Below are 25,862 nucleotides of genomic sequence, written 5' to 3' on the forward strand. Positions count from 1 at the left end.
CCGTCGAGAGTAGCGAAAGCGAAGGGGCCCGATCCGATGCGGATCGGGCCCCTTTCCCGCCTACTCCATCCCGGGGCCGAGGTTGAAACCCAAGGTCAAGATCGGCGGCGGTCAGAGGGTGTCGCGCTCGTACTCGCCCTCCCACTCGGTGGGCAGCGGGTGGGCCTCCGGGGCCACGCGCCTGACCACCTCGTTGAGGACGGTGCGCACGTAGGGTTCGCCGACCCACAGGTGCTTGGCGTCGTCGACGCCGACGACCTCGGCCCGAGGGACGCGGGCGAAGCGCTCCTCGGCCTCGGCGGGGCGCAGGTAGTCGTCGAACTCCGGAACCAGCGCGACCAGCGGCTTGCCGGAGGCGGCCCACACGTCCAGGTCGGCGTCGCCCGCGCGGCGCAGGGGCGGCGACAGCAGGATCGCCCCCTCCACCTCGGGGTCGCACCCCCACTTCAGGGCCAGCTCGGTGCCGAACGACCAGCCCAGCAGCCACGGCCGGGGCAGCCCCTCGAACTCGACGAACTCGATCGCCGAGGCGACGTCGTAGCGCTCGGTCTCGCCGTCGCCGAACTCCCCCTGGCTGGTGCCGTGCCGGGAGGTCGTGCCGCGGGTGTTGAAGCGCAGGACCGCGACGCCGGCCAGCGCCGGCAGCCGGAAGGACGCCTTGCGCAGAACGTGGCTGTCCATCATGCCCTCGGCCGTGGGCAGCGGGTGCAGGCAGACCAGGGTCGCCACCGGAGCGGTCCCGGCGGGCAGGGCGAGTTCGCCGACGAGCTCCAGGCCGTCGGCGGTGTGCAGGGTGACGGGGCGGCGCTCGGCCGGCAGCACCGTACTGGCGCGGATGTCCATGGCTCCTCGTGGGGTCGTGATCGGTCGGCTAGCGCCGCGGGTGGCGGACCGAGCGGTGGGCCCGCCTGTCCCAGCAGGAGGAGTGCCAGTGGCGGCGGTCGTCGCCCTTGCTGTGCGAGGGCCAGGCCACGACGTGCGGCATGCCCGGCGGGATCTCCTGGTGGCAGCCGGGGCAGCGGTAGTGCTTGATCGCCGCGGCGCCGCTGATGCGGCGGAGCACCCATTCGCCGTCGGGGCCGGTCTCCCGCCGCTCGCCCCCGGTGATCCGGGCGATGAACGACTCCTCGTCGTCGCCGTACTGCTTGCGGGCCCCTTTGCGGCGAGGGACGTTGCGGCGCGGACTCACGTCCCCCAGGGTACGAGGGATCGCGAGGTGCCCCGAATCCGAGTGCCGGTGAGCGGGCGGTTGCGGTGCCGAACCCCCGCCCGCGGGTCAGGAGTCGCCGCGCAGGGTCTCCCTGCCGTCGCGCAGCAGCTTGGCCAGCAGCGGAGCGGGGGCGTAGCCCGGGCTCAGCGCCGCGTTGGCCAGACCGCCGAGGACGTCGGCCACCGAACCGGCGCCGCGCTCGTCGAGGAGTTCGATCGGGCCCTTGGGGTAGCCGCAGCCCAGGCGCATCGCGGTGTCGACGTCGTCGGCCGTCGCGTAGCCGTCGCCGATCATGCGCACGGCGTCGTCGATGTGCGGGGCCAGCAGCATGTCGGCCAGGTCGAAGTCGTGCTCCTTGTCGCGCACCGACTGCGCGATCGGTCCGACCGGGAGCTGCTCGGCCGGGTCGTCGGAGCCGGAGTGGTCGTAGAACCCGCGGCCGGTCTTTCGGCCGAGCAGGCCGGCCGCGACCATGCGGCGCAGCAGCGGGGCCGCGGCGTAGCGCGGGTCGCGGAACTCCGCCCACAGCACGTCCATGACCGCCAGGGACACGTCCAGCCCTACGAGGTCGAGCAGGGTCAGCGGCCCCATGGGGAACCCGGCGCTCTTGGTGATGGCGGTGTCGATCTCCTCGCGGGAGGCGACCCCGCGCTCGTACAGCGACACCGCGTGGTTCAGGTAGGGCACCAGCAGCGCGTTGGCGACGAAGCCGGCCCGGTCGGTGACGGCGACCGGGGTCTTGCCCAGGCGCTTGGCGACCTCGGTCGCCACGTCGAGGACACCGGGCTCGGTGATGACGGTGCCCACCACCTCGACGAGCTTCATGACCGGGGCCGGGTTGAAGAAGTGCAGGCCGATGACCTTGCCGGGGCGCTGGGTGAGTGCGGCGACCTCGGTGACCGACAGCGAGGAGGTGTTGGTGGCCAGGATGGTGCCCGGCGGGCAGATCCGGTCCAGGTCGACGAAGACGTCGCGCTTGATGTCGACGCGCTCGGGGACCGCCTCGACCACGAAGTCGGCGTCGGAGAGGTCCTCGCGCGAGGTGGAGAACGTGACGCGCCCCAGGATCGAGCTCTGGTCCTCCTCGCTGAGCCTGCCCCGGTCCACCGCCTTGGCCAGCGACCTCTCCAGGTGGGCCCGGCCGCGCCGCAGCGCCTCTTCGTCGATCTCGACGCCGGTGACCTCGAAACCGGCGCCCGCGAACACCTCGACGATGCCGGCGCCCATGGTTCCGAGTCCGACCACTCCGACCTTGTCAAATTCCTGCACCATGGGACCCAACCCTAAACGGTGTCCCTCGGCCCGTCCGCTGCCGGGTGGCCGCGCCGCACGGCCCGCGGGAGGTGCTGTCGCGGGCCGGCGCCCCGCCCGCGCAGGACGGGTCCGCCGTTTCCGCCGTTTTCTCGGGCGGCGCGGGCGCGAGGCGAACACAATGTGAACATGAAAATCGGAGCCTTCCTGCTGGCCGCCCAGTTCCCGGGGCGGGACCACACCTCGGTACTGGAGTCGACGCTGGCGGCCGCCGTGGCCGCGGAGTCCGCGGGGTTCGACGACGTCTGGCTGGCCGAGCACCACTTCATGTCCTACGGCGTGTGCCCCTCCGCGGTCACGATGGCCGGCTTCGTCCTGGGCCGCACCCGGCGGATCGGCGTGGGCACCGCGGTCAGCGTGCTCAGCACACAGCACCCGGTGGCACTGGCCGAGCAGGCGAACCTGCTGGACCAGCTCTCCGGCGGCCGGTTCCGGCTGGGGGTCGGGCGCGGCGGGCCGTGGGTGGACCTGGAGGTGTTCGGCACCGGCCTGGAACGCTACGAGCGGGACTTCCCCGAGGCGCTGGAGGTGCTGCTGGGGGCGCTGCGCGGCGGGCGGATACGCGCCGACGGCACCACGTTCGGGTTCCGCGAGGTCGAGGTCGTGCCCGGTCCGCGCACCCGCCCGCACCCGCCCGTGGTGGTCGCGGCCTCCTCGGCGCCGACCCTCGAACTGGCCGCGCGACTGGGCCTGCCGCTGCTGCTGGGGATGGACCGGGTGCCGGCCGAGCAGGCCGCGAGGATCGCCGAGTACGCCGAGCTCGCCGGAGACCGCGCCGCCCGCGGCCACGTGGTGACGGGGCTGGCCCACGTCGCCGATTCGCGGGAGCGGGCGCGCGAGGCGGTGCTGGGGGCGATGCCGGAGTGGCTGGGTCCGGGGCTGGCCGGCTACGTGACGGTGGACGGGCGGCCGCGCCGGCGCAAGGACCCCGAGGAGTACGCGCGGTTCCTGTGCGACACGCACGCGGTGGGCTCGCCGGAGGACTGCGCCGAGCGGCTGGTGGCGCACGCCCGCGCGACCGGGGCGGCCGAGATCATCCTCATGGTCGAGGCCGCCGGCGATCCCGGAGCCGTCCTCGACAACATCGCCCGGCTCGGCGCCGAGGTCCTGCCGAGGGTGCGCGCGGCCCTGTGGCGCGGAAGAAGGAGGGATCCGCGGTGACCGGGCGATCCTCTCGTGTGGCCGAAGGTCCCGCGGGGATCGACCCGGAGCCGCGCCACCCATGCCGTCTGCTTGGGCGCCAGGTCGAAACCATGGTGTCGGTATGCACCGAAGGTGGCGGGTCCGCTTCGCGCGCGGGTGGGCGATTTCTCCGTCCACGGGCCTGACGGCCACGCGAGAGAATCGCCCACCCGCACGCCACTTTCATCTTGGGTCGAGGTTAGAGCTCAAGTCCGGACCTCGGCCCGGCCGGCTCCGCGCAACGGGAACTCAGCAGTCCACCAGCTCCGGGGACTGGTTGAGCAGTTGGGCACGGGGCGTGACGAACTGCTCGTACGCCGCGTCGGCGCCGGGCTTGAACAGTGCCACCTTGTGGCAGTTCTGGAAGGCGAGCCGCATCCCGAAGTGGCGCTCCACTGCGTCGCGCATCGCGTCACTGGCGAGCAGGCGCAGCAACTGGCCCCGTTCGGCCTCGCCCGGCGGAGGCACCTCGTTGGCCTCGTAGTCGGCGTCCGACGCCCGCGCCTCATCGGCCAGACCGCTCACGACGCCCCAGGCGTAGGGCAGGGATTCGCGGATGCAGGCGATGAAGTCGGCGTCCTCGACCGGCCCCTGCCGGGCTTTTTCGAGGAGTTCGGGGGAAACCGTCAACGACATGTAAGTCCCTTCCAAAAGTGGCCGGTGGCAGCGGGACGGGCCGCGACGCCGTTGTCGGCGGTGGGCCCCGCGCACCTGTTGCGACGTTAGATCCCGTTCTGCGACGCGTCACGGGACGCGGAGGCCACACATGGCTACCCTCCGCGTTATATGAAAATAGTTTTCATTTTCGTCGCACGTCAGCGAAACGCCGAAACTCCCTCGCCCCCGCGACTGTGACGCGCACCACCCCCGCCTCCGCCCGCCCGGCCGCACGATGTGAACCGGCGGGCCGCAACCGGTAGCGTGGCCTCCCGTGCGCCTCGTTATCGCCCGCTGCAGCGTCGACTACGTCGGCCGGCTGACCGCCCACCTGCCCATGGCCCCGCGGCTGATCCTGATGAAGGCCGACGGCTCGGTGTCCATCCACGCCGACGACCGCGCCTTCAAGCCGCTGAACTGGATGAACCCGCCGTGCACGGTCCGCGAGGCCGAGGGCGAGGACGGCGGGGCGGTCTGGACGGTCACCCACGGCAAGTCCGGGGAGAAGCTCGTGCTGACGATCGAGGAGGTCCAGCACGACAGCTCCCACGAACTCGGCGTGGACCCCGGCCTGCAGAAGGACGGCGTCGAGGCCCACCTGCAGGAGCTGCTGGCCGAGCACATCACGACGCTGGGCGACGGCTACGTCCTGGTCCGCCGCGAGTTCCCCACGGCGATCGGCCCGGTGGACATCCTGTGCCGCGACGGCGACGGCGGCGCCGTGGCGGTGGAGATCAAGCGCCGCGGGGAGATCGACGGCGTCGAGCAGCTCACCCGCTACCTGGAACTGCTCAACCGCGACCCCGCGCTGAAGCCGGTACGCGGCGTCTTCGCCGCCCAGGAGATCAAGCCGCAGGCGCGGGTGCTCGCCACCGACCGGGGCATCTCCTGCGTCACCCTGGACTACGACGCCCTCCGCGGCATCGAGCCGGACATCCCCAGACTGTTCTGAACCGGCCCGTATCAGGGAGGATTCAGGGTCGTTCCCGGATTGCCGGGAGCTTAGACGCGGCCAGACTCGGGGCTATGGTCGATACCGTGAACGATTCCCCCGCGCCCGGCCCGGGCGAGATGCGCGCCTCCGACACCGACCGCGACCAGGTGGCCGCGCGGCTGCGCGACGCCCTGGCCGAGGGCCGGATCAGCCCCGACGAGCACTCCGAGCGCCTGGACGCCGTCTACAGCTCCAAGACTCTGGGGGAACTGGTGCCCATCACCAGCGACCTGCCGGACGCCTCGGCCGGGAGCGCGCCGCCCGCCGACCCCGCCGCGTCCTTCGCGTCCCCGCGACCGGTGTACGGCAGCGATCGGGTCGTGGACGCCCCGCCGAGCGGCCACTTCTCCCTGGCCATCATGGGCGGCGCCGAGCGCAGCGGGAACTGGGTGGTGCCGGGCACCTACCACGCCTTCGCGGTGATGGGCGGAATCGAGATCGACCTGCGCGAGGCCCGCTTCGTCCGGCGAGAGGTCACCATCATCGCCAACGTGATCATGGGCGGCATGGAGATCGTCGTCCCCGACGACATCGAGGTGCGGGTCAACGGGGTGGGCATCATGGGCGCCTACGGCACCGACGGCAAGCCGAGCAGCGTCGTCGAGCCCGGGGCGCCCGTCGTGCACGTCGTGGGGATCGCGCTCATGGGCGGCATCGGTGTCACCCGAAAGCCCCGCAAGCACCAGAAGCAGGCCAAGGACAAGAAGCCCAAGGAACTCGATTCGGGCGACTGATTCCGAAGATCCCGATTCGCCGGAAATCCTCCATCACACCACACGGTCCGGTGATCGCGTAAGGCTTTGGCTGATTGTGGCAACCGCGCACGCCCTTTCTTGCTCATGGCCATCACCGGGTGACAAGCTGCACTCCGACCTCGCACATTTCGCGTCCGTCCCATCACCCCAGGTAGGCGGGCGCCCGTCAGGAGGGACGATCGTGCGCACAGCATCTGGACGATCCCCGCGACCTGCCCACAAGGCGAAGCGAAGACTGGCCGTCGGCCTCGCCGCGGCCATGGCGTTCGGCGTCGGTTTCGCACCCGCGGCCCAGGCGGACGACGGCCGGCTGCCCCGGCTGGTGAAGACCGACAACATCCGCGCCCACATGGAGAACCTCCAGACGATCGCGGACTACAACGGCGGCAACCGCGCCCACGGCACCCCGGGCTACGACGTGGCCGCGATGTACGTCATCGACCAGCTCGAGCGCGCCGGGTACGAACCGGTCAAGAACACCTACGAGTTCGACGCCTGGGTCGAGAACAGCACGGCCGAACTCGCCCAGACCGCGCCCGAGGCGCGCGACTTCGCGCACGGGGACGACTTCATCACGATGTCGTACTCCGGGGCCGGCGACGTCACCGCTCCGGGCGTCCCGGTGGACGCCGACAGCGCCGACAGCGGCTGCGAGCCGGGCGACTTCGCCGACTTCCCCGACGGCGCGATCGCCGTCGTCCAGCGGGGCACCTGCACGTTCGAGCAGAAGGCCGTCAACGCGGCCGACGCGGGCGCCGCGGCGGTCGTGATCTTCAACCACGGCGCGACCGAGGGCGACACCGGCCCCATCAACGGCACCGTGGCCAACCTGAGCGCGATCCCGGTCGTGGGCGCCTCCGTGGCGGTGGGAGAGGCCCTGACCTCGGCGGGCGATGACCTGGAGCTGCACGTCAAGGTCGACTCCGAGGTGCGCACCGAGTCCTCCTACAACATCATCGCCGAGACCCGGCACGGCAGGGACGACAACGTGGTCGTCGTCGGCGCCCACCTCGACAGCGTCGAGGAGGGCTCGGGCATGAACGACAACGCGAGCGGCTCGGCGGCGGTCCTGGAGACCGCCAAGCAGATGCGCAAGCTCGGCAGGATCAACAACACGGTGCGCTTCGCGTTCTGGGGCACCGAGGAACAGGGCCTCATCGGCTCCACCGAGTACGTGGAGGGCCTGAGCGAGGCCGAGCGGGACGAGATCGCGCTCTACCTGAACTTCGACATGATCGGCTCGCCCAACTTCGGCCGGTTCGTCTACGACGGCCGCGGGGAGCTGCCCGGGTCCATCGCCCCGCCGTCGGGCTCCGGCGCGATCCAGAAGGTGTTCGAGGACCACTTCGCCGGACGGGGCCTGGTCAGCGAGCCCACCGAGTTCAGCGGGCGGTCCGACTACAGCGCCTTCATGGAGGCCGGCATCGCCTCGGGCGGCCTGTTCAGCGGTGGCGACGGAACCAAGACCGAGGAGCAGGTCGAGTACTACGGCGGTACCGCCGGTGAGGACTACGACCCGAATTACCACACCGCCGCCGACGACCTCGACAACATCAACTGGGACAGCGTGGACCAATTGTCCGACGCCATGGCCCACTCGGTGGAGACCTTCGCCGACAGCACGCTGCCCGTGAACGGCGTGCTGCGGACCCAGGAGGCCCAGCAGGAGATCGCGTTCGACCGCCAGGCCGATCGCTGGCTGCGGTAACCGTCCTACCGCATCCGGTGCCCCGCGGCGGTCCGCCCGCCGCGGGGCACCGTCGTGTCCGGCGGCGGACGGCACCCGGACTGCCTGGATTGCCTGGATTGCCTGGCTTCCCAGAATTTCCAGGGATCTCGTTGCGCATCACGGCTGAACCGGCTTCACCGCGCTGCTACTCTAAGGAGTCAGCGAGCTACGAACTGTTGTGGTCGGGCCACATGCCGTCGGTGCTCCGGGTGCAGCATCGGGGGCCATCCGAAGTTCGACGTGCGAAAGCGGGCGGATCTCCACGGCATTCTCACGGCCGCCGGGGTGGATGACACGGGGTGCAACCGACGTCGTCCACCCCTTGCCGTGCGGGCTCACCGATGTTCGACGACCGGGTTCGCACAGGGGGCGGCCGTCGCAGTGCGCGCACGCCGCCGGCGGCACAGCGGGTCCGGGCCGGAAAAGTCCCGCCCCGCGAACGCGGCGGTCACGACCCGATCAGTCCTGCAGGGACTCGACGTCGGAGACCAGCAGCAGGTGGGACCGCATCGCGTCGGCGGCGCGCCGGGGGTCCTCGGACCGAATCGCCTCGGCGATGCGTTCGTGGCCGGCCAGCGACGCGGCCGGCCGGCCCGGCTGCGACAGCGACTCCACCCGGGTCTCGGCGATCATCGGGGAGATCTCCGCCATCATCCGCGCCAGCAGCCGCGACCGCGCGGCCTGGGTGATCGCCGCGTGGAAGCGCTCGTCGCCCAGCACGCCGCGCTCCCCCGCCGCCACCTCCGAACGCATGACCGACAGCGCGGCGTCGATCTCGGCCAGGTCGTCGCGGTCCCGGCGCTGGGCGGCGAGTTCGGCGAGCTTGACCTCCAGGGCCTGGCGCGCCTCGATGATCTCGGCCCGCCGGTTGCGCCGGTCCCGCAGCAGCGCCAGCACCTGTTCCTCGGCCACGGTCCGCCGGACGATGGCGCCGTCCCCGTGCCGCACGTCGATGACGCCCTGGACCTCCAGCGCCACCAGGGCCTGACTCAGCGAGGCCCGGCTCACCCCGAGCGTGGCGGACAGCTCCCGCTCGGGCGGCAGCCGGTCGCCCGGTGCCAGCCCGGCTTCGCGGACGTACTCGCAGAGCCGCTCGACCAACTGTTCGTAGAGGCGGGGGCGGGCGATCGGGCGGGGACGGGCGCTGCGTTTCGTGGGCATGGGCTCCTTCAGGGGGGCGGTGCGTCTTGACAAAGAGGACGAATGGCATATTGGCTAGGCCACTGAGCCAATTGACCTACCTCACATGATCACGGCTCATCCCCATTATCTCGTCATTGATCGGTCCCTCTATGTCACCGGAGATCATCACCATTCTGGCGCTGGTGGCCATGTTCGTGGTTGCCACGGTATTGCCCGTGAACATGGGTGCGCTAGCGTTCGTCGCCGCGTTCCTGGTCGGCACGCTGGCCGTGGGAATGGACGCGGACGGCATCCTCGGCGCCTTCCCCGGCGGTCTGTTCCTGACCCTGGTGGGCATCACCTACCTGTTCGCGATCGCGCAGAACAACGGAACCGTCGACCTGCTCGTCCGCGGCGCGGTGCGGCTGGTCGGCGGCCGGGTGGCGGCCATCCCCTGGATCATGTTCGCCATCACCGCCCTGCTCACCGCCATGGGCGCCCTCTCCCCCGCCGCCGTCGCCATCATCGCCCCCATCGCCCTGGGCTTCGCCGCCCGCTACGGGATCAACCCCCTGCTCATGGGCATGATGGTGGTGCACGGAGCGCAGGGAGGAGGCTTCTCGCCCATCAGCGTCTACGGGGTCACGGTCAACGGCATCGTCGGCGGCACCGACCTGGAGAGCAGCCCGGCCACGCTGTTCCTCGCCACCCTGCTGTTCAACCTGGGCATCAGCGTGCTGCTGTTCATCGCGCTGGGCGGCCGCTCCCTGCTCGGCAAGAGGGCCGACGACCGCGAGAAGGTGAAGGTCGGCGAGCACGAGGAGAACGCCGAGCGGCTGGCGGTGCGCGGCCACGGCTCCTCGGCCTACAGCGCCGACCAGCCGGGCAGCGAGGAGCCGCCCCGCGGGTTCCGCTTCGACCAGGCGGCCACCATCGTCGGCCTGCTGGCGCTGGGCGTGCTGGCGCTGGGCTTCGACCTCGACGTCGGCTTCGTCTCCATCAGCATCGCCGTGCTGCTCGCCCTGCTCAGCCCCAAGGCGCAGAAGGGCGCGGTCAACAAGATCAGCTGGTCCACGGTCCTGCTGCTGGGCGGCGTGCTGACCTTCGTCGGCGTCATGGAGGAGGCCGGCACGATCGAGTACGTGGGCGACGCCGTCGCCGGGCTCGGGATCCCGCTGCTCGTCGCGCTGCTGCTCTGCTACATCGGCGCGGTCGTCTCGGCGTTCGCCTCGTCGACGGCCATTCTCGGCGTCACCATCCCCCTGGCCGTCCCGTTCCTGCTCGCCGGGGACATCGGCGCGGTCGGCATGATCGCCGCGCTCTCGGTCGCCTCGACCGTCGTCGACGTCAGCCCGTTCTCCACCAACGGCGCGCTGGTGCTCGCCAACGCCAAGGACGTCGACCCCGACCGCTTCTACAAGCAGATGCTCGCCTACAGCGGCCTGGTCGTCCTCCTCGGCCCGCTGCTGGCCTGGGGCGTGCTGGTCGTGCCGAACTGGCTGTAGCCGACCGAGAAGACCACGAGGAAGGGAGCCCGCCCGTGAACCGCCGCCCCAGCGCCCGCGAACTGCTGGACCGCACCCTTGACACCGGATCGTTCGCCTCCTGGGACACCCCGCCGGTCGACGTGCGGCCAGATCCCGGCTACGCGGCCGACCTGGCCGCCGCACGGGAGCGCAGCGGCTGCGACGAAGCGGTGATCACCGGTGAGGGCCTGCTGCGCGGGCGCCGGGTGGCCATCATCGCGTGCGAGTTCTCCTTCCTGGCCGGATCGATCGGGGTGGCCGCCGCCGAGCGGCTGGTCGTCGCGATCGAGCGGGCCACGGCCGAGCGGCTGCCGCTGCTGGCCGCACCCGCCTCGGGCGGCACCCGCATGCAGGAGGGCACCGTGGCGTTCCTGGCCATGGTGAAGATCTCCGCCGCGATCGCCGCGCACAAGGCCGCGGGTCTGCCCTACCTCGTCTACCTGCGCCACCCCACGACCGGGGGCGTGCTGGCCTCCTGGGGGTCGCAGGGCCACGTCACCGTCGCCGAGCCCGGCGCGCTCATCGGCTTCCTCGGCCCCCGGGTCTACGAGGCGCTCTACGACCGGCCGTTCCCCGAAGGCGTGCAGGTCGCCGAGAACCTGCACCGCAGCGGGCTGATCGACGCCGTGCTGCAGCCCGAGGACGTCCCCGCCATCGCCGAGCGCGCGTTCAACGTGCTGCTGGCGCGGGCCGAAGGCCTGCCCGAAGGGCCGGAGCCGGTCGACGAGCCGATCCCCGACGTCCCCGCGTGGGACTCCATCGTCTGCTCCCGGCGGCCGGGGCGTCCGGGCGTGCGCGCCCTGCTGCGCCACGCGGCCACCGACGTCGTCCCCCTCAACGGCACCGGCGAGGGGGAGTCCGATCCGGGGCTGCTGCTGGCGCTCGCCCGGTTCGGCGGGGCCCCGTGCGTGCTGCTGGGCCAGGACCGCGACCGCCAGAGCGTGGAGCGCCCACTGGGGCCGGCCGCGCTGCGCGAGGCTCGGCGGGGCATGCGGATCGCGAGAGAGCTACGGTTGCCGCTGGTCACGGTCATCGACACCCCCGGGGCCGCGCTGTCCAAGGAGGCCGAAGAGCGCGGGATGGCCGGCCAGATCGCGCGCTGCCTGGCCGAACTGGTGACCCTGGAGGCCCCGACCGTGTCGGTGCTGCTGGGCCAGGGCACCGGCGGCGGCGCGCTCGCCCTGGTCCCGGCCGACCGGGTGATCAGCGCCCAGCACGGGTGGCTGTCCCCGCTGCCGCCCGAGGGCGCGAGCGCGATCGTGCACCGCACCGTGGACCGGGCGCCCGAGCTCGCCGCGCAGCAGGGCGTGCGCTCGACCGAGCTGCGCGACAACGGGATCGTGGACCGGATCGTCGCCGAGCACGCCGACGCCTCCGACGAGCCCGAGGCGTTCTGCCGCCGCATGGGCGCGGTCCTGCGCCACGAGCTCACCGACCTGCTGCACACCGACCCCGCCGTGCGCGTCGCCGCCCGGCACGACCGCTACCGGAGGCTGGGGCTGCCGGGGTGAGGGCGCCCGCGCCGCCGCCTCGTAGGGTGGGCCCATGACGAAACGGGATACCGACAAGCCGGTCGTGCTGTCCAAGATCTACACCCGCACCGGGGACGCCGGCGCGACCGCGCTCGGCGACATGAGCCGCACGTCCAAGACCGACCCGCGGCTCGTGGCCTACGCCGACGCCGAAGAGGCCAACGCCGCGATCGGGGTGGCCCTGGCGCTGGGCGAGGTGCCCGACGACGTCCGCGCCCTGCTCGTGCGGATCCAGAACGAGCTGTTCGACCTCGGCGCCGACCTGAGCTGCCCGGTCGTGCCGGACCCCGAGTTCCCGCCGCTGCGGATCGAGGCCGACTACATCGACCGCCTGGAGGAGGCCTGCGACGCCTACAACGCCGACCTCCCGAAGCTGCGCAGCTTCATCCTGCCCGGCGGCACCCCGGCCGCGGCGCTGCTGCACACCGCCCGGGTGGTGGTCCGCCGCGCCGAGCGCAGCGCCTGGAGCGCGATCGAGGCGCACGGCGACTCGGTCAACCCGCTGACCGCGCGCTACCTCAACCGGCTCTCAGACCTGCTGTTCATCCTCTGCCGCACGCTCAGCCAGGCGACCGGAGAGGTCCTCTGGAAGCCGGGCGGAGAGCGCTGAGCCGCCTCTTCTGCGCCGGACGCGGCCTCAGCCGCCCAATTCGCGTTCGACGGCTTCGACCTTGCGGGTGAGGCCGTCGGTCATCCCTTCGCGGATATCGGCCTTCAGCACCAGGCCGACCCGCGAGGCGCCCTCGCCCGCGGCCTCGACGGCGCGCTTGACGACGGCCATGACCTCGTCCCACTCGCCCTCGACGCTGGTGAACATCGCGTCGGTGCGGTTGGGCAGCCCGCTCTCCCGCACGACGCGCACGGCCCGGGCCACGGCCGGTGCGACGGATTCGCCCTTGCCCTCTGGACTCACTGAGAATGCAACGATCATGGGAAAAGCCTACGACGGCCAGTGGGTTCCCGGCGGCATCGACTCCAGCCACGACAGGAATCCGGTCAGCGCGCCCTCGCTCATGGCCAGCTCGTAGACCGGTTCCTTGGGGTCGGAGCCGTCCGCGGCGAGCCATCCCACCTCGACCACAATGAGGTCGCCGGTGAGCTCCCTGAGGTCGTCACCCGCCGGAGCACGCCGCCCCATAACGACGAGACCGCGGCGCGACAGCTCTGCTGTCGGCCGCGGCCACAGGGAGAAGATGCGGTACCAGCGCAGTTCCTCCGTGCCGTAGCGCCCGCATCCGATGCGCCAGGGGCGCCGCCCGCCCGCGCCGGGGCGCAGGTAGCACTCGACGGCGCCGCCCCCGCGCTCCAGGACGAACCGGCGCACGGTCACGGCGATGAGGGCCAGCAGGATCAGGGCGAGCAGCATGAAGAACACCCATTCGGCGATCTGCAATCCGGTGCCGCTGCTCAGATGCTCCCCCACTCTGCTGTCGTCCCCCGCCCGGTCCGCTGTGCGTCCTAGGCGGCCTCTCCGGCCGCCCGGAGCCGGCCGCGCGCACGCGCCAGGCGCTGCACGTCCTCCTCGTTCTCGATGGTCGCGCCGGCGGCGAGGGTCTCCTCCAGCACGCCGCGGGCGCGCTGGACGTCGATGTCCTCGGCCAGCTCGGCGATCTCGGCGAGGATCGAGATCCGGTCCTCGGCGACGGAGACGAAGCCGCCGTGCGCCGCCACCCGGACCTCCCCGTTCTCCCTGCCGCCGAGGATCCGCACGACCGCGCCCGGCGCCAGCAGCGCGAGCACCGGGACGTGCCCGGGCTGGATACCGATCTCGCCGTCGACGGTCTTGGCGATGACCATGTCGCCCTCGCCCGACCACAGTTCGCGCTCGGGCGAGACGATCTCGACGAAAAGCTTCTTCGACACTGCCATGAACTCCTCTGGTAACGGGCCCGATCCCCGAAACCGGGCGCCGGCCCCGCGGCGGGGCCGGCCACCCGGTCTCAGCGAAGACTAGCCCTGCAGCGTCTTGGCCTTCTCGACCGCCATCTCGATGTTGCCGACGTCGAGGAACGCCTGCTCGGGCAGGTGGTCGTACTCGCCGTCGCACACCGCCTTGAAGGAGGAGATGGTCTCCTCCAGCGGAACGAACACGCCCGGGTTGCCGGTGAACTTCTCGGCGACGAACATGTTCTGCGAGAGGAACCGCTCCAGGCGCCGCGCCCGGTTGACGATGATCTTGTCCTCCTCGGACAGCTCGTCGATACCGAGGATGGCGATCTGGTCCTGCAGGTCGTTGTTGCGCTGCAGGATGCCGATGACGCGCTGGGCGACGTCGTAGTGCTCCTGGCCCACGTACTGCGGGTCGAGGATGCGCGACGTCGACGCCAGCGGGTCCACCGCCGGGTAGATGCCCTTCTGCGAGATCGGGCGGGAGAGCTCGGTCGTCGCGTCCAGGTGGGCGAACGTGGTCGCCGGCGCCGGGTCGGTGTAGTCGTCCGCGGGCACGTAGATCGCCTGCATCGAGGTGATCGAGTTGCCGCGGGTCGAGGTGATGCGCTCCTGGAGCTGACCCATCTCGTCGGCCAGGTTCGGCTGGTAGCCCACCGCGGAGGGCATGCGGCCCAGCAGCGTGGAGACCTCCTGGCCGGCCTGGGTGAACCGGAAGATGTTGTCGATGAACAGCAGCACGTCCTGGTTCTGCACATCGCGGAAGTACTCCGCCATGGTCAGAGCCGACAGCGCGACCCGCAGACGGGTGCCCGGGGGCTCGTCCATCTGGCCGAAGACGAGAGCGGTGTCCTGGAGGACCTCCATCTCGTCCATCTCCAGGAAGAGGTCGGTGCCCTCACGGGTCCGCTCGCCCACGCCCGCGAAGACGGAGACACCGCCGAAGTTGCGGGCGATGCGGGTGATCATCTCCTGGATCAGCACGGTCTTGCCGACGCCGGCGCCGCCGAACAGGCCGATCTTGCCACCGCGCACGTACGGGGTGAGCAGGTCGATGACCTTGATGCCGGTCACCATCATCTCGGTCTTCGACTCGAGCTGGTCGAAGGCCGGGGCCTTGCGGTGGATCGGCCAGCGCTCGGTGACCTTCAGCTCCGAGCTGGGCACGTCCATGGACTCGCCCAGCGTGTTGAACACGTGGCCCTTGACGCCGTCGCCCACCGGGACGCTGATCGGTTCGCCGGTGTCGCGGACCTCGGCGCCGCGGACCATGCCGTCCTGCGGCGCGAGGCTGATGGCGCGGATCAGGTTGCCGCCGAGGTGCTGAGCGACCTCCAGCGTCAGGGTCTTGGTCTCGCCGCCGAGCGTCACGTCGGTGTGCAGGGCGTTGTAGATGTCCGGCAGCGTGTCGGCGGGGAACTCCACGTCGACCACGGGGCCGGTGACCCGGGCGATGCGCCCGGTGGCCGTGCCAGGCGCGGCCGTCCCTTCAACAGTCGCAGTCACTTCTCTTACTCACTTCCCGCGCTGGCAGCAGCGAGCGCGTCGGCACCGCCGACGATCTCGCTGATCTCGTTGGTGATCTCCGCCTGGCGGGCCTGGTTGGCCTGGCGGGTCAGGTTCTTGACAAGCTCCTCGGCGTTGTCGGTGGCCGCCTTCATCGCGTTGCGGCGCGACGCCCATTGGGAGGCCGCCGACTCCAGGAGCGCGAAATAGATCCGGGTGGTCACGTACTGCGGAAGCAGCTGGTCCAGCGCCTCCTCGGCCGAGGGCTCGAACTCGTAGAGCGGGAGGGGCCTGCCCTGCTCCTTGGCCAGGAGCTGGGCGTCGACCTCCTCGACCTCCAGGGGCAGCGCCCGGTGGGAGGCCGCCCGCTGCGTCAGCATCGAGACGAACTCGGTCGAGACGACGTGGATCTCATCCACCCCGCCCTCGTCGGTGTCCTGCTTGAACCGGTCCATCAGGGCCGTGCCGATCTCCTTGGCGTGCAGGTAGGTCGGGCGTTCGGTGATGCCCGTCCACTCCTGCTCGACGACGCGGTCACGGAACTGGTAGTAGGCGACGCCCTTGCGGCCCACGACGTAGAGGAGGACCTCCTTGCCCTGCTCCCGCAGGAGCGCGGACAGGGACTCGGCCTCCTTGATGGCGTTGGTCGTGAAGGCGCCCGCCAGGCCCTTGTCGCTGGTGACCACCAGGACGGCGGCCCGAGTGGGGCTCTCCGCCTCGGTGAGCAGCGGGTGCTCGGTGACCTTTCCGGCCACGGCCGAGACCGCCCGGGTGATCTCCCGCGCATAGGGCCCAGCCGCCTCGACCGCCCGCTGCGCCTTGCTGATGCGGGTGGTGGCGATGAGCTCCATCGCCCGGGTGATCTTCGCCATCGACTTGGTCGAGCGGATCCTCCGGCGATAGACGCGAAGCTGTGCTCCCATGGGCTACTTCCCGGCGCTCTTGGCGACCTTGATGGTTTCCTGGCCGACCCGGTCCTCCTCCAGCGCCTCGGCCTCCTCCTCGTTGCCGAGGATGGTGCCGGCGCTGGTCTGGAAGGACTGCTTGAACTGTGTGACGGCGTCCTTGAGCGTGTCGGCGGTCTCGTCCTCGAACTTGCCGCTCTCACGGATGTTGTCGAGGACCTTGGAGTGCTCGCGGCCCAGGTAGTCCAGGAAGTCGGTCTCGAAGCGGCGGACGTCCTCGACGGGCACGTCGTCCAGCTGGCCGGTGGTGCCCGCCCAGATCGAGACGACCTCCTGCTCCATGGGGAACGGGGAGTACTGGCCCTGCTTGAGCAGCTCCATGAGCCGCCCACCGCGCTCTAGCTGCGCCTTGGACACCGCGTCCAGGTCGGAGCCGAAGGCGGCGAACGCCTCCAGTTCGCGGTACTGGGCCAGGCCCAGCCGCAGGGTACCCGAGACCTTCTTCATCGCCTTGGTCTGCGCGGCGCTGCCGACACGGGACACCGACACACCGACGTTGATGGCCGGGCGCTGCCCCTGGTTGAACAGGTCGGCCTCCAGGAAGACCTGGCCGTCGGTGATGGAGATGACGTTGGTCGGGATGTAGGCCGAGACGTCGCCGGCCTTGGTCTCGATGATCGGCAGGGCGGTCATCGACCCGCCGCCCATCTCGTCGGAGAGCTTCGCGCAACGCTCCAGCAGCCGGGAGTGGAGGTAGAAGACGTCACCGGGGTAGGCCTCGCGGCCCGGGGGACGGCGCAGCAGCAGCGACACCGCACGGTAGGCCTCGGCCTGCTTCGACAGGTCGTCGAAGACGACCAGGACGTGCTTGCCCTCGTACATCCAGTGCTGGCCGATGGCCGAACCGGTGTAGGGGGCGAGGTACTTGAAGCCGGCCGGGTCGGAGGCGGGAGCGGCCACGATGGTGGTGTACTCCATCGCGCCGGCCTCTTCGAGGGCGCCGCGCACGCTCGCGATGGTCGAGCCCTTCTGGCCCACCGCGACGTAGATGCAGCGCACCTGCTTGTCGGGGTCGCCGGACTCCCAGTTGGTCTTCTGGTTGATGATCGTGTCGAGGCAGACCGCGGTCTTGCCGGTCTGCCGGTCGCCGATGATCAGCTGGCGCTGGCCCCGGCCGATCGCGGTCATCGAGTCGATCGCCTTGATGCCGGTCTGCATCGGCTCGCCGACCGGCTGGCGCTGCATGACGGTGGGGGCCTGCAGTTCGAGCTCGCGGCGCTGGGAGGTCTCGATGTCGCCCTGCCCGTCGATCGCGCGGCCGAGGGGGTCGACCACGCGGCCCAGGTAGGCGTCGCCCACCGGAACCGAGAGCACCTGACCGGTGCGGCGCACCGGCTGGCCCTCTTCGATGCCGGTGAATTCACCGAGGACGACGGCACCGATCTCGCCGACCTCGAGGTTCTGGGCCAGGCCCAGCGTGCCGTCTTCGAATTCGAGCAGCTCGTTCGCCATCGCCGAGGGAAGGCCACCGACGCGGGCGATGCCGTCACCGGAGTAGGTGACGGTCCCGACCTCTTCGCGTGCGGCGGCGTCAGGCTCGTACGACTGGACGAAGCGCTGCAGCGCGTCCCGGATTTCCTCCGGCCGGATCGTCAGCTCCGCCATCTCACGTATGTCCTTGCTCTCGTAGGCGCCGCGTTGCCCGGCGCCGTGCGTCTTGCGTTGCGTGAATCGTCGCGTCAACCGGCCAGGCGTCGCCGGACCTCGGCGATTCGCCCGGCGACGGTGCCGTCGATGACCTCGTCGCCTACGCGGATGGAGAGGCCACCCACGATCTCCGGAGCGACTTCGATGTTCAGGTGGATGGCCCGCCCGTAGACCTGGGTGAGCACGTTGCGCAGCCGCTCCTGCTGAGCCCCGCTCAGCGGGACGGCCGTGCGGACCACGGCCACGTAGCGCTGGGCCCGCTCGGCCACCAGTCGACCGAAGTGGTCGATCCCCTGCTCCAGGGTACGTCCCCTGGGACGGGTCACGACCTGGCTGATCAGCGCGAGCGTCGCCGAGCCGGCCTTGCCCGACAGCAGGTTCTCCACCAGGGTCCGCTTGTGCTCGGCGGCGACGCCCTCGCGGGTGAGCGCCGAGCGCAGCCCGGGCTCGGCGGCGACGATCCGGCCGAACCGGAAGAGCTCGTCCTCCAGTTCGCCGAGGCGCTGCTCGCCCTCGACGCCGGCGACCGTGGCGAACACGGCCGCCTGCTCGACCGCGTCGACCAGGTCGCGGGTGCCGGACCACTTGGCCTGGACGATGTCGCTGACCACGATGATCGTGGCCGGCGACACCTTCGACTCCAGCAGGTGGCCGATCAGCCCGGACTTGCTCTCAGCGGGGTTGGCCTGGTCGGCCAGCCACCGGCGCAGGGAGTGCTCCTGCTCCAGGAGCGACACGACCTCGAAGAGCTCGTGTCCCAGCGTGGCGGCGTTGGCCGATTCCAGGACGGCGTCGAGACGCCGCGTCACCTCTTCCAGCGAAGCTCGGCTGACACCCCGCATCAGCGCACCTCGGCCTGGCTCTGCACGCCCTCGCTCTGCTCCAGCTCCGTCAGGAACCGGTCGATGACGCGGCTCTGCGCGGCGCTGTCGCTGAGCGTCTCACCGACGATGCGGGAGGCCAGGTCGCTGGAGAGCGTCCCGATCTCGCTGCGCAGCTGGTGCAGGGCGTGCTGGCGGTCGGCCTCGATCTGGGCGTGCGCCGCCTCGACGATGCGGCGCGCCTCGACCTGGGCCTCTTCGCGCGCCTCCGCGATGATGGCGGCGCGCTGCTCCTTGGCCTTCTCCAGCTCCTGGGAGTACTGGCGATGGGCCTCTTCGAGCTTCTCTCGGTACTGCTGGCGGATCTCCTCCGCCTCGGCCTCAGCCTTCCTGGCGCGCTCGATGCCACCCTCGATCTGGTTGGCACGCTCGTCGAGCGCCTGCGACATCTTCGGCCACATCTTGGCGACGATGCCGAGGATGATGAGGAAGGCGATGAGACCGAAAGTGAACTCATCCCAGTGGATACGCAGGATGTTCTCTGATTCGGCTGCCATGATCATGGCCGGCATCCCTTCGCGCTCTTGACCGACGACTCAGTTGACCGAAATCAGCCGGCCGGGTTCTGCTGGATGAACGCGAGGACGAAGCCCAGAATGGCGAGAGCCTCAATGACGGCCATGCCGAGGATCATCTGACCCTGCAGGACACCGCGCGCCTCGGGCTGGCGGGCGATGGCCTGGACGCCGTTGCCGAAGATGAGACCGACACCGATGCCGGGGCCGATGCAGGCGAGGCCGTAGCCGATCGTGGCGAGGGTACCGACCATGGTGATGATTCCTTTTCTTGATCTGAAAACACGCCGACGGGCACGATATGCCGTCGAACTGACGTGGATTTACCGGACTGGGGTCAGGGGGTGCGACTAGTGCGCACCCTCGATGGCCTCACCGATGTAGAAGGAGGCCAGTAGGACGAACACGTATGCCTGCAGTCCCATGATGAACAACTCGAAGCCGGTGAAGACCAGGAAGCCCAGGAGGGCGAACCCGGAGTAGCCGACCGAGAGGACACCGAGGAACCCGCCGGCGTCCGGGTTGAACAGGTAGAACCCGGCGGCGGCGAAGACGGCGAGCAGCATGTGGCCCGCGAACATCGTCGCGAAGAGTCGGATCGCGTGCGTGACGGGGCGGAAGACGAAGTTGGAGATGAACTCGATCGGGACCAGGACCGGCAGGATCCAGACGGGGGCGCCGCTGGGGACCAGCTTGCCCTTGACGTGGCCGCCGAACCCGTGTTCCCTGATTCCGATGTAGTTCCACAGCACGTACATGCTGATGGCCAGCACCGCGGGGAACGCCAGGTTGCTGGTGACCGGGAGCTGGGCGCCCGGAATGATGCCCATCACGTTCATCACCAGGATGAACAGGAAGATGGCCACCATCATGGGCAGGTACTTGTCGCCCTTCTTGCCCATGCCCGGACGGGTCATCTGGTCCCGGACGAACGTGATCAGCAGCTCGGCGATGCTCTGCCCGCGACCGGGGACGACCTTGGCCCTGCGCATGGTGAAGAACCAGAAGGCGGCCACGAGGAGCACCGACAGCACCAGCAGCGCCGTGTACTTCGTGATCCCCGAGGTGGCGGGGAGGCCGAACTCGAGCCACGGCGTGGGGAAGAAAAGGCTGGTGGTAGGGGCCTCGAAGCCGCATCCGTAATCATTGAAAATGTGCGGATCCTGGCAGCCTTCTCCCGCCGCGGCGAGCGTAGTGCGCACGTCAGCACTCACGGCGAACCCTTTCGTCGTGACGCAACTCAATCCTCGATGTTGTAGAGCGGTACCGCGGCGGTTCCGGGGCTTCCGGAGTGCCACGTGTTACCGGGGCGGACGGTCAGGACCGGCCGTACTGGGTGACGATCAGATAGATCGCGCCGACCAGCCCCAGGATCAGGCCGATGGGCAGGAAGAGCGTCGTGAACCCGAATGCCCAGTCCGCCAACCAGCCCACGCCTCCCCAGAAGGCCAGGCCTCCCAGCAGGTACGAGACGACCGTCATTCCATCGGCGCGCGGCTCCTTCTCGGACCCGTCGCCCGGACGATCGTTCATCTCGCTCCGGAAGATAGCAGTAAGCGAATGCTCTTCGCGCGTCACCCCACGTGGGCGCACTCACGTCCTCTCCTCCGCGCGCTCGTCGTCGGTGGCGGGTTCGACGTAGAGCCGCCGCACCTTCATGCTCCCGACGGAGTGCCCGATGAGCCAGGTGACGACGCACGCGGCGGCGGTCAGCGCGAACGCCGTCCCGTCGAAGGCGGTCGTCCCCCCGAAGAGGACGAGGACGATGCCCAGCGCCACGACCTTGATCGTGTAGGTGGCGAGGCTCGCCATGAGGACGAGCTCCGGCCACTTCTTGCCCACCCAGGCCAGGACCAGCGCGGACACGGCGAAGAAGGCGATGACGAGCAGCGTCCCGACGATGGCGCCGATCAGCCCGTCGGAGCCCTTCAGGGCGAACGCCGCAACCGCGGCGATCACACCGACGACGGCGGTCGGAATCGCGGCGCCGAGAAGGATCCGGGCGTCGTGTTCCTGCATGAAGATGCTCCGGGGTGGCTGTTCAGTGGGGTGCTTGCTCGTGAAAGCTATCACAAGGATTTCGGCCCCGGATTCGGGGGCGTCCTTATGCAGACCACAACCGGCTAACGAATCCCCTGTTCAGCGAGAGTTCCCCCTTTCCCTGTCGGATAAGTCACCGCGTGGACCTCGCCTTTCCCTCGGTTTCCGGCCTTCCGCGTGGCACCCCTCCCGCGCCGACCGGAACATCGTTCACCCAGGATTCACCGAAGAGGTGTGATCATCTGTGACGCCCGCCTCGGCGGCCCGGGCCCGCGTGCGGCGGCGGCGCAGCCGGGGCAGCGTGATCAGCCCGACGGCACAGATGGCTACCAATGTGGTCACGGCCAGCACCATGTAGGGCGCGTTGAAGACCGAGAGCGAGACCGAGGCGAACGCGATGATCGCCGCCCACAGGTACATGAGCAGGACGGCGCGGGCGTGGGAGTGGCCGAGCTCCAGCAGCCGGTGGTGCAGGTGCTTCTTGTCCGGGGCGAACGGCGACTTGCCGGCGAGGGTGCGCCGCACCACCGCGAGCACGAGGTCGGCCAGCGGCAGCGCCAGCACCAGCAGCGGCAGCATGATCGGCAGGAAGACCACCAGGCCGCCGGCGTTGAACTCGCGGGAGGCGTTGGCGTCGAACTGGCCGGTGACCGTGATGGTGATCGAGGCGAGCAGCAGGCCGATCAGCATCGACCCGGTGTCGCCCATGAAGACCCTGGCCGGGTTGAAGTTGTGCAGCAGGAACCCCACGCAGACCCCGGCCAGGATGATGGCGATCATCGCCGGGTAGGACTGGCGGTCGAAGCCTTTGTCCACCGCCACCACGTAGTAGTAGGCGAAGAACGCGAACGCCGAGATGGCCACGATCCCCGCGGCCAGCCCGTCCAGGCCGTCGGCGAAGTTGACCGCGTTGATGGTCACCACGATCAGCAGCACCGAAAGGACCGTGCCCAGCTCCTGACCCAGGATCAGCGTGGTGTTGGGCAGCGGCAGCCACAGGAGCTGCACCCCCTGCCAGACCAGGATCCCTGCGGCGGCGATCTGCCCGGCCAGCTTGCTGATCGGGTCCATGCCCCAGCGGTCGTCGACGATCCCGACGACCGTGATCACCCCGCCGGCCATCAGCAGGCCGCGCCAGGTGGGGCCGAGGAAGACCTCCTGCAGGTGCGGAAGCTGCGCCGAGATCAGCAGGGCCGCGGCGAACCCGCCGTACATCGCCACGCCGCCCAGGCGCGGGATGGGTTCGGTGTGCACGTCCCGGTCGCGGACCGGCGGGGTCGCGCCGAACGCGATCGCGGCACGCCGGACGAACGGGGTCAGCAGGTGGGTGACCGCCACGGCGATGATGAAGGTCAGCGCGTACTCACGCACGGCTTGTCCAGGAGCCTTCCATGTGGCTGCCGCGCCGCATCGATCGGACGGCGCGGAGTGGATCTGCGAATGCAATCGACGCTAGCACTACTCGGCGCCCTTTTCCGCGCGTTCGGCGAATTCCCGTCGCCGATTCGCACGGTGCCGAACGGGGCGTCGTCAACGCGCCTGGTCGCCCTTCTCGTCGGTCGGGGACGCCTCGTCCGCCGGGGGCGCCGCGGCTTGCGCGGACGCGTCCTCCCGCGGCTCCTCCCCCGCCGCGCCGTCCCGCGCCGGAGCCTCCGCCTCGGGCTGCTCCTCCGCCTCGGAGCGCTTCTTGACCTCGCCGATCACCGTGCCGCACACCGCACGCAGCCGCTCGATCGGGACCGCCCCGGCCCGCAGCACCCGCGGGACCGCGTAGGTGAGGTCCACGATGGTCGAAGGGACGTCGTCGGCGCAGGGGCCGCCGTCGAGGTAGACCCCGACGCTGTCGCCGAGCTGGTCGGCTGCCTCGGCCGCCGTGGCCGCCGCGGGCCGCCCGGAGAGGTTGGCGCTGCTGACCGCCATCGGGCCGACCTCCTTGAGCAGCTCCAGCGCGACCGGGTGCATCGGCATCCGCACCGCGACGGTGCCCTTGGTGTCGCCGAGGTCCCAGGACAGGCTCGGCGTGGCCGTGCACACGATCGTCAGCGGGCCGGGCCAGAACTCCTCGATCAGGTCCTGGCCGCGCGTGCCGAGGTCGTCGATGAGCGCGTGGGCCGCGCGCACGGAGCCGATCAGCACCGGCGGCGGCATGTCCCGGCCGCGTCCCTTGGCCTTCAGCAGCCCGGCGACCGCGCTGGGGCTGAAGGCGTCGGCGCCGATGCCGTAGACCGTGTCGGTCGGCAGCACCACCAGTTCGCCGCGGCGAACGGTCGAGGCGGCGTCGGCGATGCCGCTCTGGCGTTCGGCGTCATCGGCACAGTCGTAACTGCGGCTCACGTGAGCCCACCCTTCTCGTCAGGCGTTGCGTGGATGCCCGGTCAGCGGCGCGGTGCGGCGCTCACGAGGCGTCCTGTCTGCGCATGACCACGAACCGGTCCCTGCGCGCCAGGTCCTTGCGGTTGCGCACGTCGATCCAGCCGAGCTCCTCGGGGAACAAGCGGGGGATGTCGATCCCCTGGTCGTCGCCGTGCTCGACGGCCATGGACCCGCCGGGGCGCAGCAGCCTCCGCCCGACGCGCTCCAGGTCGCGGATCATGTCGAGGCCGTCGGCCCCGGACCACAGCGCCGGCGCCGGATCGTAGTCGCGCACTTCGGGCGGGATGTCGTGGGCGCCCTCGGTGGGGACGTAGGGCGGGTTGCTGATGAGCAGGTCGACCCGGCCGTCGAGCTCGCGCGGGCACTCGCGCATGTCCCCCTGGTGCGCCGTGAGGCGGTCGGCGTGCCCGCTGGCCTCGATGTTGCGCTTGGCCCAGATCAGCGCCTCCGGGTCGAGATCGACCGCGTGCACGCGGGAGCGCGGCACCTCTTGGGCGATGGAGATCGCGATGGCCCCCGAGCCGGTGCCGAGGTCCACCACGAGCGGGTCGGCCACGTCCATGGCGCGCAGCGTGTCGATCGCCCAGCCGACCATGATCTCGGTCTCGGGGCGCGGCACGAAGACGCCGGGGCCGACCTGGAGCTCCAGGTAGCGGAAGTAGGCGCGGCCGGTGATGTGCTGCAGCGGTTCGCGCGCGGCGCGGCGGGCGACGCACTCCCAGTACAGGGCGTCGAAGTCGCCGTCGGCGACGTTGTGCAGCTCTGCTCGGCGAACGCCGTGCACGAACGCCGCGAGTTCCTCGGCGTCCGTGCGGGGCGAGGCGACCCCGGCTTCGGCCAGCCGCAGCGTCGCCCGCGCCACCTCGTCGAGCAGGAAGTTCATTACCGGGCCTGTTCCAGCCTCTCCTTGGTGTCGGCGTCGATGAGGGCCTGCAGCACGCCGCTCAGGTCGCCGTCGAGGACGTGATCGAGGTTGTAGGCCTTGTAGCCGACCCGGTGGTCCGAGATGCGGTTCTCGGGGAAGTTGTAGGTCCGCACGCGCTCGGAGCGGTCGACGGTGCGCACCTGGCTCTTGCGCTCGGCCTCGGCCTCGGCGTCGGCCGTGGCCTGCGCCTCGGCCAGCAGCCGGGCCCGCAGCACGCGCAGCGCCTGCTCCTTGTTCTGGAGCTGGCTCTTCTCGTTCTGGCAGGAGACGACGATGCCGGTGGGCAGGTGGGTGATGCGCACGGCGGAGTCGGTGGTGTTGACGCTCTGGCCGCCGGGACCGGAGGAGCGGTAGACGTCGACGCGCAGGTCGTTGTCGCTGATCTCGACGTCGATCTCCTCGGCCTCGGGGACGACCAGCACGCCGGCGGCCGAGGTGTGGATGCGGCCCTGCGATTCGGTGACCGGCACGCGCTGGACGCGGTGCACGCCGCCCTCGAACTTCAACTGGGTCCACACGCCCTGGCCGGGCTCGGCGCCGCCCTTGGTCTTGACCGCGACCGTGATGTCCTTGTACCCGCCGAGGTCGGAGTAGGTGGCGTCGATGACCTCGGTCTTCCAGCCCTGGCGCTCGGCGTAGCGCAGGTACATGCGGACCAGGTCGCCGGCGAACAGCGCGGACTCCTCGCCGCCCTCGCCGGCCTTGACCTCCAGGATGACGTCCTTGTCGTCATTGGGGTCGCGCGGGATCAGCAGGCGGCGCAGCCGTTCGGTGAGCTCCTCCCGCTGCGCGGTGAGCTCCTTGGCCTCGTCGGCGAAGGCCGGGTCCTCGGCGGCGAGCTCGTTGGCGGCCTCGATGTCGCTCTCGACCTGCTGGAGCTCGCGGTAGGACGCGATGACGGGGGTGAGCTGGGAATAGCGCCGCCCCAGTCTGCGCGCCTGGGACTGGTCGGCGTGTACAGCGGGATCCGCGAGCTGCTGCTCCAGCTCGTAGTACTCGCCAAGGAGGTCGTCCAGCTTCACTTCTTCGTCCCCATCGAAAGCGTCGGTGCGTCGGTGTGCGCGCCCGGATGTCGAAGACCGCGGGCGCGGCGTCGCGGTGCCGC

The 25,862-nt window shown here is 70.5% G+C and carries 28 protein-coding genes; 7 read left to right on the forward strand and 21 right to left on the reverse strand.

Features of this window, described 5'->3' with window-relative positions; all coding sequences use genetic code 11:
* Window positions 1-111 precede the first annotated feature (111 nt).
* From HDA32_RS22535 to HDA32_RS22545, 3 genes are all read right to left on the reverse strand, one after another.
* Window positions 112-843, reverse strand: a complete 732-nt coding sequence (locus HDA32_RS22535; protein WP_179645103.1) for an alpha/beta hydrolase — start codon at window positions 841-843, stop codon at window positions 112-114.
* Window positions 844-871: 28 nt separating this feature from the next.
* On the reverse strand, window positions 872-1,189 hold the full coding sequence (locus HDA32_RS22540) for an Rv1322 family protein (RefSeq protein ID WP_179645104.1): 318 nt from the start codon (window positions 1,187-1,189) through the stop codon (window positions 872-874).
* 87 nt (window positions 1,190-1,276) lie between these two features.
* Window positions 1,277-2,482, reverse strand: a complete 1,206-nt coding sequence (locus HDA32_RS22545; RefSeq protein WP_179645105.1) for a 3-hydroxyacyl-CoA dehydrogenase — start codon at window positions 2,480-2,482, stop codon at window positions 1,277-1,279.
* A 168-nt stretch (window positions 2,483-2,650) separates the two neighbouring features.
* Between HDA32_RS22545 and HDA32_RS22550 the strand changes: the two genes are divergently transcribed.
* A complete protein-coding gene (locus HDA32_RS22550; protein WP_179645106.1) occupies window positions 2,651-3,682 on the forward strand; it encodes an LLM class flavin-dependent oxidoreductase in 1,032 nt (343 codons plus the stop codon).
* Window positions 3,683-3,952: 270 nt separating this feature from the next.
* Here the strand turns inward: HDA32_RS22550 and HDA32_RS22555 are convergent, their stop codons facing one another.
* The gene (locus HDA32_RS22555) at window positions 3,953-4,339 is read right to left on the reverse strand and encodes an SCO5389 family protein (protein WP_179645107.1); all 387 of its coding nucleotides are present in this window, start codon (window positions 4,337-4,339) and stop codon (window positions 3,953-3,955) included.
* A gap of 295 nt (window positions 4,340-4,634) precedes the next feature.
* Between HDA32_RS22555 and nucS the strand changes: the two genes are divergently transcribed.
* The 3 genes from nucS to HDA32_RS22570 all read left to right on the forward strand — a co-directional run bounded on the left by nucS (window position 4,635) and on the right by HDA32_RS22570 (window position 7,817).
* A complete protein-coding gene (nucS, locus tag HDA32_RS22560; protein WP_179645108.1) occupies window positions 4,635-5,312 on the forward strand; it encodes an endonuclease NucS in 678 nt (225 codons plus the stop codon).
* Window positions 5,313-5,386: 74 nt separating this feature from the next.
* A complete protein-coding gene (locus tag HDA32_RS22565) occupies window positions 5,387-6,088 on the forward strand; it encodes a DUF1707 SHOCT-like domain-containing protein (protein WP_179645109.1) in 702 nt (233 codons plus the stop codon).
* A 280-nt stretch (window positions 6,089-6,368) separates the two neighbouring features.
* Window positions 6,369-7,817, forward strand: a complete 1,449-nt coding sequence (locus HDA32_RS22570; RefSeq protein WP_179646878.1) for a M20/M25/M40 family metallo-hydrolase — start codon at window positions 6,369-6,371, stop codon at window positions 7,815-7,817.
* Window positions 7,818-8,297: 480 nt separating this feature from the next.
* Here HDA32_RS22570 and HDA32_RS22575 read toward each other — a convergent pair whose 3' ends face one another.
* Window positions 8,298-8,999, reverse strand: coding sequence for a FadR/GntR family transcriptional regulator (locus tag HDA32_RS22575; protein ID WP_179645110.1), 702 nt, complete (start codon window positions 8,997-8,999; stop codon window positions 8,298-8,300).
* A 116-nt stretch (window positions 9,000-9,115) separates the two neighbouring features.
* Between HDA32_RS22575 and HDA32_RS22580 the strand changes: the two genes are divergently transcribed.
* The 3 genes from HDA32_RS22580 to HDA32_RS22590 are packed head-to-tail and all read left to right on the forward strand — an operon-like array spanning window position 9,116 to window position 12,628.
* Window positions 9,116-10,465 carry an SLC13 family permease gene (locus HDA32_RS22580; protein WP_246334455.1) on the forward strand — a complete coding sequence of 450 codons (1,350 nt, stop codon included), beginning with the start codon at window positions 9,116-9,118 and terminating at the stop codon, window positions 10,463-10,465.
* Between the two features lie 35 nt (window positions 10,466-10,500).
* Window positions 10,501-11,997, forward strand: a complete 1,497-nt coding sequence (locus HDA32_RS22585; RefSeq protein ID WP_179645111.1) for a carboxyl transferase domain-containing protein — start codon at window positions 10,501-10,503, stop codon at window positions 11,995-11,997.
* Window positions 11,998-12,031: 34 nt separating this feature from the next.
* A complete protein-coding gene (locus HDA32_RS22590; RefSeq protein ID WP_179645112.1) occupies window positions 12,032-12,628 on the forward strand; it encodes a cob(I)yrinic acid a,c-diamide adenosyltransferase in 597 nt (198 codons plus the stop codon).
* A gap of 27 nt (window positions 12,629-12,655) precedes the next feature.
* On the opposite strand, the gene HDA32_RS22595 is transcribed toward HDA32_RS22590, so the two are convergent.
* From HDA32_RS22595 to prfA, 16 genes are all read right to left on the reverse strand, one after another.
* Window positions 12,656-12,949 carry an MTH1187 family thiamine-binding protein gene (locus HDA32_RS22595; RefSeq protein ID WP_179645113.1) on the reverse strand — a complete coding sequence of 98 codons (294 nt, stop codon included), beginning with the start codon at window positions 12,947-12,949 and terminating at the stop codon, window positions 12,656-12,658.
* A gap of 9 nt (window positions 12,950-12,958) precedes the next feature.
* Window positions 12,959-13,384, reverse strand: a complete 426-nt coding sequence (locus tag HDA32_RS22600) for a DUF2550 domain-containing protein (protein ID WP_179646880.1) — start codon at window positions 13,382-13,384, stop codon at window positions 12,959-12,961.
* A gap of 92 nt (window positions 13,385-13,476) precedes the next feature.
* Window positions 13,477-13,881, reverse strand: a complete 405-nt coding sequence (locus HDA32_RS22605; RefSeq protein ID WP_179645114.1) for a F0F1 ATP synthase subunit epsilon — start codon at window positions 13,879-13,881, stop codon at window positions 13,477-13,479.
* Window positions 13,882-13,968: 87 nt separating this feature from the next.
* On the reverse strand, window positions 13,969-15,411 hold the full coding sequence (gene atpD, locus HDA32_RS22610; protein WP_179645115.1) for a F0F1 ATP synthase subunit beta: 1,443 nt from the start codon (window positions 15,409-15,411) through the stop codon (window positions 13,969-13,971).
* 5 nt (window positions 15,412-15,416) lie between these two features.
* Complete coding sequence (locus tag HDA32_RS22615) at window positions 15,417-16,334, reverse strand: F0F1 ATP synthase subunit gamma (RefSeq protein WP_179645116.1); 918 nt, start codon at window positions 16,332-16,334, stop codon at window positions 15,417-15,419.
* Window positions 16,335-16,337: 3 nt separating this feature from the next.
* Window positions 16,338-17,981 (reverse strand): F0F1 ATP synthase subunit alpha, encoded by a 1,644-nt coding sequence (gene atpA, locus HDA32_RS22620; RefSeq protein WP_179646881.1) that lies wholly within the window; start codon window positions 17,979-17,981, stop codon window positions 16,338-16,340.
* A 74-nt stretch (window positions 17,982-18,055) separates the two neighbouring features.
* Window positions 18,056-18,865 (reverse strand): F0F1 ATP synthase subunit delta, encoded by an 810-nt coding sequence (locus HDA32_RS22625; RefSeq protein WP_179645117.1) that lies wholly within the window; start codon window positions 18,863-18,865, stop codon window positions 18,056-18,058.
* On the reverse strand, window positions 18,865-19,407 hold the full coding sequence (gene atpF / locus HDA32_RS22630; RefSeq protein WP_179645118.1) for a F0F1 ATP synthase subunit B: 543 nt from the start codon (window positions 19,405-19,407) through the stop codon (window positions 18,865-18,867). Before atpF ends, HDA32_RS22625 begins: the two co-directional genes overlap by 1 nt.
* 47 nt (window positions 19,408-19,454) lie before the next feature.
* Entirely contained in the window at window positions 19,455-19,673 is a 219-nt protein-coding gene (gene atpE, locus HDA32_RS22635) for an ATP synthase F0 subunit C (RefSeq protein ID WP_179645119.1), read from the reverse strand.
* A gap of 96 nt (window positions 19,674-19,769) precedes the next feature.
* Window positions 19,770-20,633 carry a F0F1 ATP synthase subunit A gene (atpB, locus tag HDA32_RS22640; protein ID WP_179645120.1) on the reverse strand — a complete coding sequence of 288 codons (864 nt, stop codon included), beginning with the start codon at window positions 20,631-20,633 and terminating at the stop codon, window positions 19,770-19,772.
* Between the two features lie 103 nt (window positions 20,634-20,736).
* Entirely contained in the window at window positions 20,737-20,952 is a 216-nt protein-coding gene (locus HDA32_RS22645; RefSeq protein WP_179645121.1) for an AtpZ/AtpI family protein, read from the reverse strand.
* Window positions 20,953-21,012: 60 nt separating this feature from the next.
* Complete coding sequence (locus HDA32_RS22650) at window positions 21,013-21,438, reverse strand: Cg1360 family ATP-synthase-associated protein (RefSeq protein ID WP_179645122.1); 426 nt, start codon at window positions 21,436-21,438, stop codon at window positions 21,013-21,015.
* A gap of 231 nt (window positions 21,439-21,669) precedes the next feature.
* The gene (locus HDA32_RS22655) at window positions 21,670-22,830 is read right to left on the reverse strand and encodes an MraY family glycosyltransferase (RefSeq protein ID WP_179645123.1); all 1,161 of its coding nucleotides are present in this window, start codon (window positions 22,828-22,830) and stop codon (window positions 21,670-21,672) included.
* Between the two features lie 159 nt (window positions 22,831-22,989).
* Window positions 22,990-23,793, reverse strand: coding sequence for an L-threonylcarbamoyladenylate synthase (locus HDA32_RS22660; RefSeq protein WP_179645124.1), 804 nt, complete (start codon window positions 23,791-23,793; stop codon window positions 22,990-22,992).
* Between the two features lie 61 nt (window positions 23,794-23,854).
* The gene (gene prmC, locus HDA32_RS22665) at window positions 23,855-24,715 is read right to left on the reverse strand and encodes a peptide chain release factor N(5)-glutamine methyltransferase (RefSeq protein ID WP_179645125.1); all 861 of its coding nucleotides are present in this window, start codon (window positions 24,713-24,715) and stop codon (window positions 23,855-23,857) included.
* Complete coding sequence (gene prfA, locus HDA32_RS22670; RefSeq protein ID WP_179645126.1) at window positions 24,715-25,779, reverse strand: peptide chain release factor 1; 1,065 nt, start codon at window positions 25,777-25,779, stop codon at window positions 24,715-24,717. Before prfA ends, prmC begins: the two co-directional genes overlap by 1 nt.
* Window positions 25,780-25,862 lie beyond the last annotated feature (83 nt).

The sequence above is a fragment of the Spinactinospora alkalitolerans genome, assembly GCF_013408795.1.
Classification (GTDB): domain Bacteria; phylum Actinomycetota; class Actinomycetes; order Streptosporangiales; family Streptosporangiaceae; genus Spinactinospora; species Spinactinospora alkalitolerans.

Bases quoted from the DNA above. Each gene is read 5' to 3' on its own strand.
- HDA32_RS22555 (WP_179645107.1), bottom strand. From the start codon at position 4,339: ATGTCGTTGACGGTTTCCCCCGAACTCCTCGAAAAAGCCCGGCAGGGG.
- HDA32_RS22545 (WP_179645105.1), bottom strand. From the start codon at position 2,482: ATGGTGCAGGAATTTGACAAGGTCGGAGTGGTCGGACTCGGAACCATG.
- atpF (WP_179645118.1), bottom strand. From the start codon at position 19,407: ATGATCATGGCAGCCGAATCAGAGAACATCCTGCGTATCCACTGGGAT.
- HDA32_RS22645 (WP_179645121.1), bottom strand. From the start codon at position 20,952: ATGAACGATCGTCCGGGCGACGGGTCCGAGAAGGAGCCGCGCGCCGAT.
- HDA32_RS22650 (WP_179645122.1), bottom strand. From the start codon at position 21,438: ATGCAGGAACACGACGCCCGGATCCTTCTCGGCGCCGCGATTCCGACC.
- HDA32_RS22550 (WP_179645106.1), top strand. From the start codon at position 2,651: ATGAAAATCGGAGCCTTCCTGCTGGCCGCCCAGTTCCCGGGGCGGGAC.
- HDA32_RS22595 (WP_179645113.1), bottom strand. From the start codon at position 12,949: ATGATCGTTGCATTCTCAGTGAGTCCAGAGGGCAAGGGCGAATCCGTC.
- HDA32_RS22615 (WP_179645116.1), bottom strand. From the start codon at position 16,334: ATGGGAGCACAGCTTCGCGTCTATCGCCGGAGGATCCGCTCGACCAAG.
- HDA32_RS22625 (WP_179645117.1), bottom strand. From the start codon at position 18,865: ATGCGGGGTGTCAGCCGAGCTTCGCTGGAAGAGGTGACGCGGCGTCTC.
- HDA32_RS22565 (WP_179645109.1), top strand. From the start codon at position 5,387: ATGGTCGATACCGTGAACGATTCCCCCGCGCCCGGCCCGGGCGAGATG.
- atpE (WP_179645119.1), bottom strand. From the start codon at position 19,673: ATGGTCGGTACCCTCGCCACGATCGGCTACGGCCTCGCCTGCATCGGC.
- prmC (WP_179645125.1), bottom strand. From the start codon at position 24,715: ATGAACTTCCTGCTCGACGAGGTGGCGCGGGCGACGCTGCGGCTGGCC.
- HDA32_RS22575 (WP_179645110.1), bottom strand. From the start codon at position 8,999: ATGCCCACGAAACGCAGCGCCCGTCCCCGCCCGATCGCCCGCCCCCGC.
- HDA32_RS22535 (WP_179645103.1), bottom strand. From the start codon at position 843: ATGGACATCCGCGCCAGTACGGTGCTGCCGGCCGAGCGCCGCCCCGTC.
- HDA32_RS22600 (WP_179646880.1), bottom strand. From the start codon at position 13,384: ATGCTGCTCGCCCTGATCCTGCTGGCCCTCATCGCCGTGACCGTGCGC.
- atpA (WP_179646881.1), bottom strand. From the start codon at position 17,981: ATGGCGGAGCTGACGATCCGGCCGGAGGAAATCCGGGACGCGCTGCAG.
- HDA32_RS22570 (WP_179646878.1), top strand. From the start codon at position 6,369: ATGGCGTTCGGCGTCGGTTTCGCACCCGCGGCCCAGGCGGACGACGGC.
- HDA32_RS22590 (WP_179645112.1), top strand. From the start codon at position 12,032: ATGACGAAACGGGATACCGACAAGCCGGTCGTGCTGTCCAAGATCTAC.